12 protein-coding genes are annotated in these 15,155 nt (G+C 61.8%); 6 read left to right on the top strand and 6 right to left on the bottom strand.

The window, feature by feature from the left end:
* The first annotated feature begins 96 nt into the window (after positions 1 to 96).
* The 4 genes from BV034_RS02165 to BV034_RS02150 all read left to right on the top strand — a co-directional run bounded on the left by BV034_RS02165 (position 97) and on the right by BV034_RS02150 (position 6,075).
* Positions 97 to 1,626, top strand: coding sequence for a neutral/alkaline non-lysosomal ceramidase N-terminal domain-containing protein (locus BV034_RS02165; protein ID WP_081887528.1), 1,530 nt, complete (start codon positions 97 to 99; stop codon positions 1,624 to 1,626).
* Positions 1,627 to 1,840: 214 nt separating this feature from the next.
* Positions 1,841 to 3,808 carry a discoidin domain-containing protein gene (locus tag BV034_RS02160; RefSeq protein WP_050023664.1) on the top strand — a complete coding sequence of 656 codons (1,968 nt, stop codon included), beginning with the start codon at positions 1,841 to 1,843 and terminating at the stop codon, positions 3,806 to 3,808.
* The gene (locus tag BV034_RS02155) at positions 3,805 to 4,467 is read left to right on the top strand and encodes a response regulator transcription factor (RefSeq protein WP_050023662.1); all 663 of its coding nucleotides are present in this window, start codon (positions 3,805 to 3,807) and stop codon (positions 4,465 to 4,467) included. The genes BV034_RS02160 and BV034_RS02155 overlap by 4 nt, the downstream gene beginning before the upstream one ends.
* A gap of 240 nt (positions 4,468 to 4,707) precedes the next feature.
* Complete coding sequence (locus BV034_RS02150) at positions 4,708 to 6,075, top strand: ectonucleotide pyrophosphatase/phosphodiesterase (RefSeq protein ID WP_050023660.1); 1,368 nt, start codon at positions 4,708 to 4,710, stop codon at positions 6,073 to 6,075.
* A gap of 689 nt (positions 6,076 to 6,764) precedes the next feature.
* On the opposite strand, the gene BV034_RS02145 is transcribed toward BV034_RS02150, so the two are convergent.
* The 4 genes from BV034_RS02145 to BV034_RS02130 all read right to left on the bottom strand — a co-directional run bounded on the left by BV034_RS02145 (position 6,765) and on the right by BV034_RS02130 (position 12,072).
* Positions 6,765 to 7,085, bottom strand: a complete 321-nt coding sequence (locus tag BV034_RS02145; RefSeq protein ID WP_050023658.1) for a DUF4844 domain-containing protein — start codon at positions 7,083 to 7,085, stop codon at positions 6,765 to 6,767.
* A 208-nt stretch (positions 7,086 to 7,293) separates the two neighbouring features.
* Complete coding sequence (locus BV034_RS02140) at positions 7,294 to 8,694, bottom strand: HlyD family efflux transporter periplasmic adaptor subunit (protein ID WP_050023656.1); 1,401 nt, start codon at positions 8,692 to 8,694, stop codon at positions 7,294 to 7,296.
* 127 nt (positions 8,695 to 8,821) lie between these two features.
* Complete coding sequence (locus tag BV034_RS02135) at positions 8,822 to 11,188, bottom strand: ABC transporter permease (RefSeq protein WP_050023654.1); 2,367 nt, start codon at positions 11,186 to 11,188, stop codon at positions 8,822 to 8,824.
* Between the two features lie 131 nt (positions 11,189 to 11,319).
* Complete coding sequence (locus BV034_RS02130) at positions 11,320 to 12,072, bottom strand: ABC transporter ATP-binding protein (RefSeq protein WP_050023652.1); 753 nt, start codon at positions 12,070 to 12,072, stop codon at positions 11,320 to 11,322.
* 381 nt (positions 12,073 to 12,453) lie between these two features.
* On the opposite strand from BV034_RS02130, the gene BV034_RS35550 reads away from it, so the two are divergent.
* Together BV034_RS35550 and BV034_RS02125 are read left to right on the top strand one after the other, a co-directional pair.
* Complete coding sequence (locus tag BV034_RS35550) at positions 12,454 to 12,714, top strand: hypothetical protein (protein ID WP_265592527.1); 261 nt, start codon at positions 12,454 to 12,456, stop codon at positions 12,712 to 12,714.
* Between the two features lie 78 nt (positions 12,715 to 12,792).
* Positions 12,793 to 13,686, top strand: coding sequence for a site-specific tyrosine recombinase (locus tag BV034_RS02125; RefSeq protein WP_050023650.1), 894 nt, complete (start codon positions 12,793 to 12,795; stop codon positions 13,684 to 13,686).
* Positions 13,687 to 13,947: 261 nt separating this feature from the next.
* Here the strand turns inward: BV034_RS02125 and BV034_RS02120 are convergent, their stop codons facing one another.
* Both BV034_RS02120 and BV034_RS02115 read right to left on the bottom strand, forming a co-directional pair.
* Complete coding sequence (locus BV034_RS02120) at positions 13,948 to 14,799, bottom strand: PDZ domain-containing protein (protein WP_050023648.1); 852 nt, start codon at positions 14,797 to 14,799, stop codon at positions 13,948 to 13,950.
* Between the two features lie 19 nt (positions 14,800 to 14,818).
* On the bottom strand, positions 14,819 to 15,133 hold the full coding sequence (locus BV034_RS02115; RefSeq protein ID WP_081887526.1) for an aspartyl protease family protein: 315 nt from the start codon (positions 15,131 to 15,133) through the stop codon (positions 14,819 to 14,821).
* Positions 15,134 to 15,155 lie beyond the last annotated feature (22 nt).

Raw genomic sequence — 15,155 nt, 5'->3', positions numbered from 1 at the left:
CCTCGCGCCCTCGCAGGGCTCGGCCACAGGCAGGGAAAAGATCCGTCCCCCTCACACCGATTTTGTCTTCGTCCTCTCAAACCGCCTGCACCTTCCATGCCCCCTCGCACCCACCCCACCCGTCGGCGTTCGTTCCTCATTCCACTCGGCGTCACCCTGCTGCCTGCTCTGGGCTGCCTTTACCTGGCCACGGCCCAGGAGCAACCGGCCACACCGGGCGCGCCAGCCCCTTCCGCCGCTCCTGCTCAGGTCCCCAAACCCGCTTCAGGCTTCCATGCCGGGGCAGCCGTGGCGGATATTTCCCCAGACCAATGGCCCCTTTCGCTGCGGGGCTCCTTCACCCCCAGGGCCAGCACCGCTTTGAACGATCCCCTCAGTGCCCGGGCCATCGCCGTGCAAAACGGCTCGGGCCGCGCGGTCATCGTCATCGTGGACAACCTCATGATCAATCGCGAGACCCTCGATGCGATCAAGCAGAAGGCGGCGGAAGCCACAGGCTGGAAGACGGAGGAAATGCTCATCGCGGCCACTCACACGCACAGCGCTCCTTCCATCTCCGGCACGGGCGGCACCAAGGCAGCGGAAGCCTATCGCCAGAAGGCCCAGGCGGGCATCGCCCAGTCCATCATCGACGCCGTCGGGCACCTCCAGCCCGCTTCCATTGCCTTTGGCTCGGACGCCGTCCCCGATGAGGTTTTCAACCGCCGCTGGTACCTGAAGGAGGGCACCATGCCGCTCAACCCCTTTGGCCAGTATGACAAGGTCAAGATGAACCCCAACCGGGCCGACATCGTAAAGCCTGCAGGCCCCACCGATCCAGAAGTCTCCGTGCTGGACATCCGCACGCGCAAGGGCGCTCGCCCCCTGGCCTTCCTCGCCAACTATGCCCTCCACTATGTGGGCGACCTGCCGGAGGGAGTTGTTTCCGCGGACTACTTTGGCGAGTACGCCCGCGTCATGCCCTCCCGGGTGGGAGGTCGCAAGCCGCCGGAGGAATTCGTGGCCGTGTTGTCAAACGGTACCAGTGGCGACATCAACAACATCGACTTCAACGGCACCCGTGCTCCGAGGCAGCCCTATGAACAGATCCGCCTCGTCGCGGCCAAGGTGGCCGATGCCTCCTGGCGGGCCGTGCGCAACGCCCAACGACAGGACAACCTGCCCATCGCTATTCTGCAAAGAGAGATCGAACTGGAGCGTCGTCGTCCCTCCCCAGAAGACCTGGAAAAGGCCAAAGCCACCGCCAAGCTCACCGAGGAGGAGGCCAAGAACCTGCCGCGTCTGGCCGTGAACTACGCCCACCGCACCCTGTCCGCTGCGGAAGGTCCGGAGAAAGTCTCCGTGCTGCTCCAGGCCATCCGCATTGGCGATCAGGCCATCGTCACCATGCCCTTTGAGGTGCTGGTCGAGATCGGCCTGGAGATCAAAAAGAAGAGCCCGTTTCCGCGAACCTTCATGATCGAACTGGCCAATGGTGCCAACGGCTACCTGCCGCCTCCCCATCAGCATGAGCTGGGCGGCTATGAGACCTGGTTGGGCACCAACACTGTACAGAAGGATGCCTCCGTCATCATGACCCGCCACCTGCTGGAGATGCTGACAGAGCTGAAGGCCTCTGGCTCCTGATCGGATTCCCTTGCTGGCTCCCGCCAGCCCGCCGGGATTGCGCCTTAAAACGCTCGCTTGAGACTCCTCTCTGCGCCAGAATGGTTGCCCTGACTTCCATTCTGTGATGCTCCCGAGTCCATGCGACACCCATCCAGCGGGAGGCAGCCGGAGAACGTCCGGCGCTCCCGTCCCCCTCTGCCATCGCCCTCTGACGTCGGCACGGTGGCGGTGTTTGGCCATCTTCATCGCGGTCGCGACGCTGCATGCGCAGGCCACCCCGCTCCGGGCCGCCTCCGCCTGGTCATGGTTTCACGCACCCCTCCGGGCCCTGGAGCAGGAGTCACAGGCACTGGATGTGCGCCTGGCCCAGTTGCCCGCCCTGCCCAACCCCCAATCCAATGAACGCGCCGGTTATCACAGCGGCTGGGCGGCTGATGCCGAAAGCGTGCGCTGGGTACAGGTGGATCTCGGGCGGGAGATGCCGCTCGACGCGGTGGTGGTGATCCCCGCCTTTCTCGGCGGCTCCACCGCCTACGGTTTCCCCGCCCGCTTCCGCGTGGACATTTCGCGCGATTCCGAGTTCGCGGAGTCCACCACGCTTTTTGACCACACCGGCCAGGACTACCGCCAGGCCATGGCCCCTGTCTATCTGCCCGCAGAGGGGCAGAAGGGGCGCTACGTCCGTTTCACCGCCACCCGCATCACCTCTGGCATCGCCCCCCGCCACTACTTCTGCCTGGGTGAGCTCCTGGTCTTCTCGCGTGGAGCGGTCGTCTCAGCCCGATGCCCGGTCACCTCCTCCAAGTCCAGCGACACCGCCCCCACCTGGAGCAAGACCAATCTGGTGGACGGGATCAGCGCCCTGGGCCTGCCGGTCATACCGGGATCGAAGGCCACCAACGGCTGGCATTCCGCCATTCACAAGACCCCGGACCGCCAGAGCTGGGTGCAGATGGACCTCGGTAGCATCCGACCGCTCGATGAGATCCGCTTCATCCCCACCCACCCGGCGGACTTCCCGGACCGGGCCGGCTTCGGCTTCCCCGAGTGGTTCCGGCTGGAGGCCTCTGATGACGAAAATTTCCTGAACCCGCAGCTCCTCTTTGGTGCTGTCACCACCCCCTTCCCCAATCCGGGCGACAACCCGGTGCCCTTCCCCGTCCAGGGGCACCGTGCCCGCTATGTGCGCATGACCGCCACGCAACTCTGGCCGCGCAGTGACGACTACGTCATCGCCTTCTCGGAAATGCAGGTGTTCTCTGAGGGGCACAACATCGCCATGGCCGATGGAGTGAAGGTCACCGCCTCGGACGATGTCTTTGCCCCGCTCTGGCAGCGGGAATGGCTCATGGACGGCCTGGCGGCCAACGGACGCCTGGTGGACTGGCCAGCCTGGTTGCAGCAGCTCTCCCAGCGACGGGAGCTGGAAGGCGATCAGGAGGACCTGAAAGCCCGCACCGCCCTCGCGCTCGCCATCGCCCAGCGCCATGCCACGTGGTGGGGGGCGGCACTGGCGGCGGCAGTCGTGGGACTTGTCATTGTTTCCTCGATGCGCAGCCGGCGGGCCCGGCTTCGAGAGATGGAGGCGTTGCGGCAGCGCATTGCCCGCGACCTCCATGATGAGGTGGGCAGTCACCTCGGCAGCATCTCCCTGGCCAGCGAGCTCGCCCTGCGCGAGTCCCCGGAGGAAGCACATGCCACGCTGGACGAAATTCACCGCATGTCCCGCCAGGCTGCGGAGTCCATGCGAGGCATCGTCTGGCTGGTGAGAGAGGGGGGTGAGCCCACGCTGGACCGTCTCATGCAGGCGCTCCGGGACAGTGCCACCACCCAGCTCCAGGGCTACGCGTGGGATCTTCATGTTCCGGACCATGCGCCCCGGCTCGCGGCCTCGCTGGACTTTCACCGGCATGTTTTCCTCTTCTTCAAGGAGGCCGTGCACAACGTCGTGCGTCACGCCCATGCCACCGCCGTGCATCTGGAGGTGACCTGGAATCAGGACCGCTTCCAGCTCCTGATCGAGGACAACGGCCGCGGTTTCGATCCTGCCGTCGCATCCACCGGCAGTGGCATGGCCAACCTCCGTCATCGCGCCGCCGCCCTCCATGGCGAGGTGTCTATTTCCTCGCATCCCGGTGTCACCGGCTCCCGCGTCACCCTCACGGTGCCACTTTCATCCCCTGCCCCCTCCCGCCCATGACGGACTCGCCCGCTGACAGCTCTGCCCCCAGGATCATCTGGATCGTGGAAGACCACGCATCCTTCCGCCGCACCCTCGCCCGCGTGGTGCAGAGCGAGCCGGACCTCTCCTGCGCCCATGACTTCGACTCCTGCGAGACCGCCCTGGAGGGCATGACCCGCTTCACCCGGCCCGATGTGATCCTCCTCGACGTCGGCCTGCCCGGCATGAGTGGTCTGCAGGGCATCCGTCTGTTCCGTGAGCGCAGCCCGGACACACTCGTCATCATCCTCACGGTGTTTGAGGACGACGAGAAGATCTTCGATGCCATCTGCGCCGGCGCCGCCGGTTACCTCCTGAAAACCGCCGGAGCCGATGCCATTGTTTCCGCGATCCGCGAAGCCCTTGCAGGCGGCTCGCCCATGAATCCCCGCATCGCCCGCCGCGTGTTGGAGATGTTCTCCAAGCTCGCGCCCAAGACCCACGACTACGGCCTCAGCACCCGGGAAAAAGAGATCCTCGACCTCATGGTCAAAGGCCTCATCAAAAAAGAGATCGCCGACCGCCTCACCCTCAGCGTCCACACCGTGGACACCTACCTGCGGCGGATCTATGAAAAACTCGAAGTCAACACAAGAACCGGCGCAGTGGCGAAGGCATTGAAGGAAAGACTGATTTAACCACAGAGCGAAAATTAGGAATTAGAAATGATGAATTATGAATGAATTACCCGACCCCCAAGCAAGGAGCTTCGGAGGCTTCATTCATAATTCCTAATTCATCATTCCTAATTTCAGAAGCTCCCTCCGTGTTCTCTGCGCCTCTGTGGTTAAAACTTTCGTCCCCCCACCCCTGACGCAATTTCCCGCCTCAGCCCCCGTATTCCACCACCCATCTTTTACTTCTCACCACTTACCGGAATGCGCCCCCTTTTCACGCTGACTCTCGCCCTCAGCCTCAGCCTCCCGCTCCTCGCCCCTGCGCTGGAACCCAAGGATCGCAGTGTCGTGCTGATCAGCGTGGATGGCTTCCCGGCTTACATGTGGAAGGATCCATCGCTGCCGTTGCCGAATCTGCGCAAGCTGGCCGCCGAAGGTGCCAGCACGGAGGCAATGACGGTTTCCAATCCCTCCATCACCTGGATCAATCACACCACGCTGGTCACCGGCGTTTCTCCCCGGAAACACGGCGTGCTCTTCAACGGCCTGTTGGTCCGCCAGGGCGTGGACAAGCCGCCGGTCATCGAGCAGTGGGTGGACAAGGACAAGCTCGTGTTTGCCCCTACACTGTACGATCTGGCCCATGCGGCCAATCTGACCACGGCCGAGGCCGACTGGGTGGCCGTGACCCGCGCCCCCACCATCACCTGGAGTTTCCCTGAACTCCCCAATGCGGAAGGTCCCGTGGAAAAGGAGATGATCGCCAAAGGCCTCCTCACGCCGGAACAGGTCACCTGGTTCCACAAAGGGCCTCAGGGCAAGAACATCGCCTGGCGAGACTCCACCTGGACTCAGGCAGCCATTCACATGCTCACCGAGCACAAGCCGAACTTCCTGATGTATCACACGCTGAACACGGACGCGAACCACCACCGCTACGGTCCGCAGAGCTGGCCCAGCTACACGGCGCTCGCCTATGCCGACCGCCTCATCGGCGACCTCGTGGCCTCGGTGGAGAAGGCAGGCATGAAAGACCGCACCACTTATTTCATCGCCACCGACCACGGGTTCAAGAAGGTGCAGAAGTACGTGTACCCGAATGTCATCCTCAAGCAGGCCGGCCTGGTGCGCGCCCTCGGCCCCAACATCCGCCAGTGTGAGGCCGCCGCCGTCACCCAAGGAGGCATGGCCTTTGTGTACGTCACCGATCCCGCCCGCCGTGCCGAGTTCCTGCCCAAGCTCAAGGAACTCTTCAACCAGGCCGAAGGCATCGACAAGGTCATCGAGGGAACCGACGGCCCCACTCTAGGCATGCCCACCCCCGAGGAAAACCAGGGCGTCGGCGATCTCATCCTCTATCCCAAGGTCGGCTATGCCTTCAACAACAGCGCCGCCGGGGATGTGACTGCCGGACCCACCGAGAACTACGCTGGCACCCACGGCTACCTCGCCAGCGACCCGGAGCTTGACGGCATCTTCATCGCCTCCGGCCCCGGCATCAAACCCGGTGTCGTCCTCCCCCGCATGGCCAACCTCGACGTCGCCCCCACCATCGCGAAGCTGCTGAAGCTTCAGATCCCCAATGTGGAAGGGCGCGTGCTGGAGGAGATTTTGGAGAGCGGGAAGTAGAGCCCTACCACACGCCGGGCCCAAGTGGATTTATCGAGCCGCACCGGTGGCTGAATAGCTATCAGACAAAGTAGCGTATTCTCCACCTGGCGGCGCAGCCGCTGTGGAGTGCGTGCGTGAAGCGCCGCTTTTGCCTGCGGAGTAACCATGTGTGACGGCAGATGACACCTCAGCATGACGAACCTTTGCTGGGCACCTCGATCTCGCCATGGGAACACCCCTGCTCACCTCCACAGGTTCCATTAAACTACCCCAATCCACGAAAGCGGCGCTTCACGCACGCACTCCATCCCGACGCGTCGGGACAAGCGGGATCAGGTGATGTAAATCAGTCGATGTCAGGACGCATATACCGCCTCCAATTTCAAAGTCCTATGTTGCCCGATCCAAACCCGAGATCGGATCACTCCACCAACGCAGCCTGGGTCCTCGAACCCGGAGGGTTCACCGTGCATAGCCATGGGTGAAACGAGCGTAGCGAGTGCAACCCATGGAATACGAGCAAGCGCAATTCTACCGCGGAGCGGTAGGCCATCAGCGCGGTCAAACGTCTCACGCAGGAACCACTCGCCCAGGGCCTACCGCTCCGCGGTAACACGGCATCGACGCTTCCCACGGGTTTGGCTCGCTCCACTCGCCCAACCCGTGGCTATTCAAGGTGAACCCTCCGGGTTCGGAATCCATTCCCCTCACACGTTGTCCTCCCAATCCTCAATCTCCAGAATGTTCATCACCTCCGCGATGTATTCATCCGCCCTCTCGGCCTCTTCAGTCTCTTCGTCTTCAAAGGCGATGGTCAGCTTCTGGGCCAGGTGAAAGATGTCCTCCACTTCCACCCCACGCTTCAGGGCCATGACAACCGCCTGAATGAACGTGTTCACCATGCGCTCACAGTCTTCCCGGATCTCCTCCGTGGGGGCTCCGGCGTAGTATTCCTCTTCATTGAACTTCACCTGCTCAATCAGCATGTGCAGGTCGGCGAGGGTGGCAGAGGAGTAGGAAAGTGGCATGAGGATGCATAGCGCGACTCCGCGGGGGTGAAAACAGAAACTATGGAGCCTGCCCAATGAGCACTCCATCCACACCCACCTCCACCCCGGCCGAAAGGTGGCCCATCTCCCACTCAATCACCCATCATAAGAAAAGACCTGAAGACACATCCTGTTAATCCTAAAAATCTTGTTAATCCTGTCTCTGAAAGCATCTCTCCGCCCCTGATCACCCCTCCCCTCTCGCGATCACCGCCACCCCATCTTTCACGCTGTCCGGCGGGTGCAGCAGCACTTTGGTCCCCACCTCGATGCCGCCCAAGACCTGGGTCTGGCGGCCATCGGTGCGACCGGCTTCCACATCGATCTTCTTCGCCTTCGCACTGACGCCATTCTTGACCTTGTCACCCACCGCAGACTTGAGCCGGTCCATGGCACCGTTGCCACTGGCAGGCGCAGGGCTGCCTCCTTCGCTTTTGGCAGCATGGCCAGTGTCATACACAAAGGTCTTCCACGCGTTCCCCTCACGAAACAAAGCCCCGGCAGGAATGAGCGTCACGTCCGGCTGCTGCCAGACGGCCACGCGCACCTCCACCCGGTAGCGATCGCCCAGCGCCGCCGCTTCCTTGGGAGGGTCCACCAGATCGCTCAGCACGTACACGCGTTGTTCCTCGACCCCCAGGGCGGATACCTTGGTAAAGGCCGCAGGCTCCACGAGGCGCACGCGCCCCTTCAGTGGTGCGTCGCCACCCCATTGCTCGATGAGCACATCCGCCCCCGGCTTGATCGCCACGGCATCACGGGAAAGGATCTCCGCCTCGATCTCGATGTCTGAGGGATCGCCAATCTCCATGATCGCGACCCCCGGGGTCACCACCATGGCGCTCTCCTGCTGCACCTTCAGCACTCGTCCGGAAACCGGAGCCCGCAGCTCCACCTCGGCACCGGGTGCTCCATCCGTGCCCACCGGGGACTCGATCTGAAGCAGCGCCGCCTTGGCCTGCTGCCACTCATACTCTGCCACCTTCTGGGCAAACTCCGCCGCACGCACCTCGCGGGACCGCATGTCCGCATCTCTCTCCGCATTGTCGCGATCCGTCACCGAGATGCTGCCCGTCTTGGCCAGGCCCTTGTTCCGCTCCCAATTGGCCTGGGCAAACTTGTCGGCGGTGCGGGCCATTTCCAGCGATTGCTTGGCGCGATCGCGACCGGCATCTGCCCCCTGCAGGCGAGCCTCAGCCTGCGCCTTGGCACGAGGATCCAGCAGCGGGGTGGTCACTGGTGCAATGGTCGTGATCACCGTCTTGTTCGCCTCGATGATGTCTCCCGCCTTGAACGGCACCCGGCGCATCTGCCCGGCCACCGGAGCGGAGATGACGAAGCGATTGCGGATGCGGGTCTTGCCCTCCTCCACCACGTTCACCGTCAGCGGTCCTTTGCCCACCTCACCCAGTTCCACCTCGATCGGCTTGGGCTTCAGCCCATAACCCACCAGGCCGACCATGGTGATGATGAAGACCCACATGAGGAACTTTCGAAAACGTCCCTTCTTGGATTTGTTTCGTTTCGCATCCCAAGGGGGTGTTTCAGTATCCTGCGGCTTGACGATGGGGGTGGAGTCGGTGGCCATGGTATCGGTAAGGAGTAAGAGGTAAGTGGTGAGCGGTGGATGACGGCGGCGCTCAACCTTGGGCAGACGCCCTCGATGCCGTCTCAGTCATTCCAAATTCCAAATTCATCATTCCTAATTTCAATGGTCAGTCCCTCGCCTTCAACACTCCCACCATGTCCAGCTTCTGGATCAGGCGGCTCACCACCAGGAAGGAGAGACCGGCGGCGGAGAGCACCACAATCACAGCCACTGAGTAGGTGGCGGGATTGATGACCAGCGGCATGCGCACGGTCTCGGTGCTGAAGGAGCTGATGATAAAGGTGGTGAGTCCACGACCAAACAAGAGCCCCAGCGGCAGAGCGCCCAAGACCAGGAGGCCCAGCTCACCCAGCAGCACACTGGCCACCTCCTTCTGGCTGAATCCCACTACCCGCAGCGTCGCCAGATCGCGACTGCGTTCGGAAAGGGCGATGCGGGAGCTGTTGTACACCACGCCGAAGGCAACGATCACCGCGAGAGTGAAGTAGAGTTTTCTGAGGATCCCGATGCTCTGCCCCGTGGTGTTGCGAAAGGCGGCGAGCTGTTCCTTTTTCACCAGCACGATGGAGGCCCGCGGGGTGTCCTTGGCCTCGCGCATGAACTCCGCCCACTTCGCCTGATCCACGCTCAGATACGCGCCATTGATCGTATCGCCCTCCCGCATCATGCGGCGCAGGCTGGCGATATCCATATAGGCCTGCACGCCTGCATAGTCGGTGATGAGTCCCGTGATGGCGACGCGTCGCAGCGGTCGCTGACCCTCCAACACTTCTACCTGTACCTCATCGCCAATCCTGGCCCCCAGGATCTCGGCAAGCTTCTCGGACATCACCAGCCCTTCATCCGGCAGGATGATGGTGTTGCCCTTGTCATCCAGCAGGCGGTTCAGGCTGGCCCCTTTAGGCATGCCCGTGATGGCCAGCTTGCGGGAATGATGCCCATACCGCAGCCGTGCCTGCACGCTGCGCACGGGCTCCGCCCGCAGCACGCCGGGCAGATGCTCGATGTCATGGAACCCCGTCGGCGATGCCGGCTCCGTGAGGAACACCACCACGTCCTGCCGCTGCTGCAGATTCCACTGGTAGGTGAGCAGGTAGTCGATGCTGTCGTTCATCGCTCCCGGCAGCACCATCAGCCCGGTCGCCAGGGAGAGGCCAAACATGGTGAACACAGCCTGCCACGGCTTGCGCTCGATATTGCGCAAGGCCATGCGGAAGCCGGGGCTGAACCCCTTGGTCAAACCGAGTCGCTCCAGAATGGAAGGCTTGAAATCCGCAGGCGGTTCCGGCCGCATGGCCTCCGCAGGCGGCAACTTCACCGCCTGACGCACCACCTTCACCACGCCCAGAGAAGCAGCGCCCGCACTCACCAGCAACGCCAGCCCGAGTGCACTGAAGTCGAAGGTGAACTCCAACGACGGGAACCGGAAGAACATGGTGTAGAGATTCACCAGCCCACCGCCCATATAACGCCCGGCAATGCCGCCAAGAATGGTGCCCAGCACCACAATCACCAGAGCAAACTTCATGTAGTGGAACCCCACCTGGGTCGAGGAGTAACCCAAAGCCTTGAGCTGGGCGATCTGTTCCCTCTGGAGCCGCACCAGACGTGCGAGCACCGCATTCACCATGAAGGCCGCCACGCTCAGGAAGACCACTGGATAAGCCACCGACAGCGCCGTCAGCACGCGAATTTCGTCATCCAGCCGCATGGCGGAGGCGTGATCCTTCCTCGTGTAAGCCCCCAGTGCCCCATAGTTGATGAGCAGACGGTCCATCTCCGCCAGCACGGGGCCGGGCGCGGTGCCTGGAGCCAGGTCGGCGCAGAAGTCATTGAAGGCGCCGTCCATGTTGTACGCCACCGCCACGGCACGGTAGTTCATCCAGAAGACGCCGTACCGCTTGTTGTCCGGCAGGGTTTCACCCGCCCTCGCTTCAAACACGAATTCCGGTGACAATGCAATGCCCGTGACCACCAGCGTGTCCCGCCGCCCGTTGATCACGGCAGAGACGGAATCGCCCGGTTTCAGGAAATTCGCCTGTGCAAAGGCCTCGCTCACCACCACCTCCCGCCGCTCATCCAGGCGCGGCATGCGCCCCATGCGGAGGAAGAGCTGGTTCAGCACCTGCGGTTTGTCTTCCGGCAGCGAGACAATATGGCCCGTGGCGGGCTCGGCCAGCCCCGGCAGGTCCAGCGTCACGTCCAGCACCACCCTCGGCTCCACGGCCGTCACGCCCGGGATCGCCGCCAGCCGGTCCGCCATGGCGAGCGGCGCCCGTTTCAGCGAACCAAACACATCTGCCATCCGGTAGCGCTGATAGTAGGCCTCCCTGGTGGAGTCCAGCGTGAGGATGAGGCTGCGCGTCATCACCATCATCGCCAGCCCGCAGGCCATGACCAGGCTCACTGCCACCATCTGGCCCTTCATGCGGCTCAGGTCGCGGAACAGCTTGCGGTCGAGAGGAGAGAGCATCAGAAGGAAATGATGAATTATAAATTATGAATGATAAATGAAGCATCTCCTCGTGGCGGAGTTGGGAGGCTCTGTTGTTTCCTCATCTACAATCTATCATTTTGAATTTGATCATTCCGGCTCCCGCGGCTTCACCATTCCAGCTTCGATGCAGGCATGCGGGTCTCATTCGTGCGGGTCTTCACAATCTGTCCGTCAGAGAGGTGCAGCACACGGTCGGCCATTTCCGCCATCGCGGCGTTATGGGTGATGATCACCGTCAGGGTGCCCAGCTCGCGGTTGATCCGCTCCACCGCCTCCAGCACCGTGATGCCGGTATGCACGTCCAGAGCACCGGTGGGTTCATCACACAGCAGCACCTCGGGCCGCTTCGCAATGGCCCGGGCAATGGCAACACGCTGCTGCTCCCCCCCCGAGAGCTGGGAGGGAAAGTGGTCCATGCGTGCTGAGAGCCCCACCATATCCAGCGCTTCCTCCGGCTTCATGGGATCGCGGGCAATGTCGGTGATGAGCGCCACGTTCTCGCGCGCCGTGAGGCTGGGGATGAGGTTGTAGAACTGGAAGACGAAGCCCACGCAGTTCCGGCGAAACAGAGTCAGCGTGTTTTCCTCGGCATCGGTCAGCTCCCATCCCTTGTAGTGGAGAGAGCCGGAACTCGGCACATCCAGCCCTCCCAAGATGTTGAGCAGCGTGGACTTGCCACTGCCCGAAGCTCCAAGCAGCACAACCAGTTCACTGGAATAAAAGTCGAGGTTCACTCCGTGCAGGGCGACGACGTCGAGCTCGCCGGTGTGATAGACTTTTTTGAGCTGCCGGGCCTGAAAAACAATCTGCTTGCCGGCTGCGGCAGCCGCGGGCGGGGGGGATGCGGAAAGCTGGGGCACTTGGGGGTTTGCCAGTGATCGTTTCTGGCGCGGCAACAGAGTGGAACAACCCGGTGATTTTGCCAATGACAAGTTATTGCAGTGTGCAAAGAAATCGCCCTTTGAGGCCATGACTCACTCCCATAAACAGCTGAATCATAGTCCTTTATGCAAGGCAGAATCCTGGCACCCTCCGCGACAAATCGCCACGGATGATCCAGGCGTCGTGCGGCGGTCTCGATCACGGATTCCCGAGCGTCCGCCTCAGCTTCTTCAGAGGTGCTTTGGTTTGGTTTATCAATTCACAAAACATTAATGCTTGCTATCGAATTTATTATCTCTACTAATACCTAGTATGCAGGCGCATCCAATGCCTGCTGGAATTCAACCCGCTAATCGTGCATGACTGCGTCTCCTGTTCCTTCTGCTTCAGCGTCGGCGGTGGCCACGGGCTGGCTTGATGCCGTCCGCTCTCTTCCCGCGGCGGCTGGCGCGCGCGTTGCCTCCGTTATACCTGAGCGCAAAACGGAGGAGGTTCCCTGCCTGCGTCATCGTCGCTTTGCACCGACCGCGCAGCCCAAGGCGGGATCGGCCCGCCGTTTTGTGCGCACGGTGAGTCAGACCGTTGGGGAGCAGGGCCAGGATCCTTCTGCCGTCTCTTAGCGGGTGCGTAGCCGCTTCACGTCTGGGCACCCCCACCCCGCACTTGCCGGGTTGCTGCCCGTAGGCCATTCATGAGGTGTGACGCCCCACATTGACGCCTTTCTTCTGTACCTCGCCACGGAGCGCGGGCTGTCAGTGAACTACCAACTGCTCGTGAGGCGGGTGCTGGAGACCTTTGCCTCCTGGCTCCATCGTGAGCACGACTCGGAGGATGTCGCCAGCGTCACGACGCATCACATCAGCGGATTCCTGGGCCATCGAAAGGGGGATGGGCTCATCCCCTCCAGCCTGCGTGTGGAACTGGTCGCTCTGAAAATCTTTTTCCGCTGGCTGGCCGCCCGAGGTCGCCGTGTGGGCGATCCTGCCGAACCGGTGCTGCCGCCCCGCGTGGAGCAATCCCTGCCTGACACGCTCAATGAACCCGAGGTGCGCCAGCTCCTGGAATCCGTAACTGGTCAGGAACCCCTCGACCTTCGTGACCGCGCCATCCTGGAGATCTTCTACGCCAGTGGCCTCCGCATCAGCGAGGTGACCGGCGCGCGTCTGGAGAACCTCAGCCTGGAAGAAGGATGGGTTCGCGTCACGGGCAAAGGAAACAAAACCCGCCTCGTCCCCGTGGGTGCTGCAGCCAGAGAAGCGATCTCCCGCTACCTCGACTCCGCCCGCCCGCGCCTCGTGAAGGCCAAGACTAAGAGCTTCATCTTCCTGAACCGCAACGGCGGCCAGCTCACCACCGCCCGCGTGTGGCAGATCGTCAAAGAACGCGCCACTGCCGCGGGCATGAATGCCGAGCGCATCTACCCGCACCTCCTGCGCCACTCCTTTGCCACCCACCTGCTCGGCAACGGTGCTGACCTCCGCGTCATCCAGGAAATGCTGGGCCACGCCGACATCGCCACCACCCAGATCTACACCCATGTGGATCAGAAACGGCTCAAGGACACGCACCGCAAGTTCCACCCGAGAGGGTGACCCGCTCCGCGGGAGACTCAAGACGGCAAGATTCAAGACACAAGACCTGAGGTGAGCTGAGTGCCTGATGAGAGCCAAACTGTCGAGCTTGCAACCTCGACTCTTGTCGCTGCATCGAACCCGGAGGGTTCACCATGAATAGCCATAGGTGAAACGAGCGGAGCGAGTGCAATCCATGCACCGTGAACCCCCCGGGTTCGAATTGCCCCCTTGTCCCTTACGCCTCTTCCCTAGTCCCTCTCCCTGCTATCCCTCTCCCTGCTATCCCTCTCCCCGCGGTGCCTCAAGTGTGATCACCACCTCACGTGCCACGCCCTCTCGCAAAAACGTCAACTTCACCTTGGCCTGTTCTGGTCCTGACAACACATCGCTGATCTCAAACAGATTCGCCCACTGCTCCACCGGTCGATCTTCACAATGCGTGAGAATGTCTCCCTTGCGCACATCCTGGCGTCCCGCAGGAGAGTTTGGCGGCACTTCACTGAACACGACCACCTTCCCCTCCACTTTGCCCAACCTCAGCCCCGTTTTGCCCTGCTTGGGAGGTGCGCCGAACTTCGACGACTTGGTGTACAAAACAGTGCCTTTGGAGAAATCCAGAATCCAATTGAAATGGCGCATGAGGTCCATGCCAATGATTGCGTCCTCCCTGTCGGGCTTCGGAAAAGTCCCCGCCGCGACCTCCACTGAAGGCAGGTCATCCAGCGGCAGAGCAACCGTCCACGGTTGTTCACCCTTCCTCAGCCCAGTGGCATCAACAAACACCGGCGGCATGTAAGTCGCAAGCTGACGCGTCAACCCCTTGGCCTCGAATTCGTCATGCCTGGTTTTTGAAACGATCACACCATTGTGCGCCCCTGTATCAATCATCGCAGGCCCCAGACTTTTGCTCAGGAACACCATGGAATGCCCTAGGGAGTCGTAGGTCATTGGTCGGGTGATGGCATCTGGGTTCCTTGCCCACTTGGGAACATCCGAATCAGTCAGCTCCTCTTTGATGGTGAACACACCTCTGTCAAAGTCCATCACCAACACCCTGTTCTTGAGAAGCCCCATTCCCACCACCGCGTCAATGGGGTGCCCATAGACCGTGGACGCCAGGGACAAATCCATCCCCACGAAGACCGTGCCCTCATGACAACGCAGGTCCCCCCACCAGCAAGTCCACAGATTCAAGAGTGGTAAAGCCGGTTACCTCGGATGCGGTTCGTGTTTTTGTGATCCCTTTGGGTTTGGCGCCCAACTCTTCTGCAAGCCTGCTGTCCAGCGCCACGCCGGACACTCCAGTATCAATGAGCACCCGCAGACTCCGCGTGCCTACTTTGCCCTCAATCGTCATCAGCGGATGAAGCGTCAACCCCTCCACGGCCAGCAGCGGAGAAACCAGGCAGATCGTCCACAGTAGCGTGGCGTAAATTTTCATGACGAAAATAGAACAACAGGTCATTTCACAAGGCCATCTCGAACTT

It is taken from the genome of Verrucomicrobium sp. BvORR034, from assembly GCF_000739635.1.
In the GTDB taxonomy this organism is placed as follows: domain Bacteria; phylum Verrucomicrobiota; class Verrucomicrobiia; order Verrucomicrobiales; family Verrucomicrobiaceae; genus Verrucomicrobium.
This window is presented reverse-complemented; position numbering and strand designations above follow the sequence as displayed.

What these genes read in the sequence shown, in the direction of transcription:
- BV034_RS02145 (WP_050023658.1), bottom strand. Translation starts at nt 7,085, where the DNA reads ATGCCACTTTCCTACTCCTCTGCCACCCTCGCCGACCTGCACATGCTG.
- BV034_RS02165 (WP_081887528.1), top strand. Translation starts at nt 97, where the DNA reads ATGCCCCCTCGCACCCACCCCACCCGTCGGCGTTCGTTCCTCATTCCA.
- BV034_RS02155 (WP_050023662.1), top strand. Translation starts at nt 3,805, where the DNA reads ATGACGGACTCGCCCGCTGACAGCTCTGCCCCCAGGATCATCTGGATC.
- BV034_RS02135 (WP_050023654.1), bottom strand. Translation starts at nt 11,188, where the DNA reads ATGCTCTCTCCTCTCGACCGCAAGCTGTTCCGCGACCTGAGCCGCATG.
- BV034_RS02150 (WP_050023660.1), top strand. Translation starts at nt 4,708, where the DNA reads ATGCGCCCCCTTTTCACGCTGACTCTCGCCCTCAGCCTCAGCCTCCCG.
- BV034_RS02120 (WP_050023648.1), bottom strand. Translation starts at nt 14,799, where the DNA reads ATGGATTTGTCCCTGGCGTCCACGGTCTATGGGCACCCCATTGACGCG.
- BV034_RS02115 (WP_081887526.1), bottom strand. Translation starts at nt 15,133, where the DNA reads ATGACCTGTTGTTCTATTTTCGTCATGAAAATTTACGCCACGCTACTG.
- BV034_RS35550 (WP_265592527.1), top strand. Translation starts at nt 12,454, where the DNA reads ATGACTGCGTCTCCTGTTCCTTCTGCTTCAGCGTCGGCGGTGGCCACG.
- BV034_RS02140 (WP_050023656.1), bottom strand. Translation starts at nt 8,694, where the DNA reads ATGGCCACCGACTCCACCCCCATCGTCAAGCCGCAGGATACTGAAACA.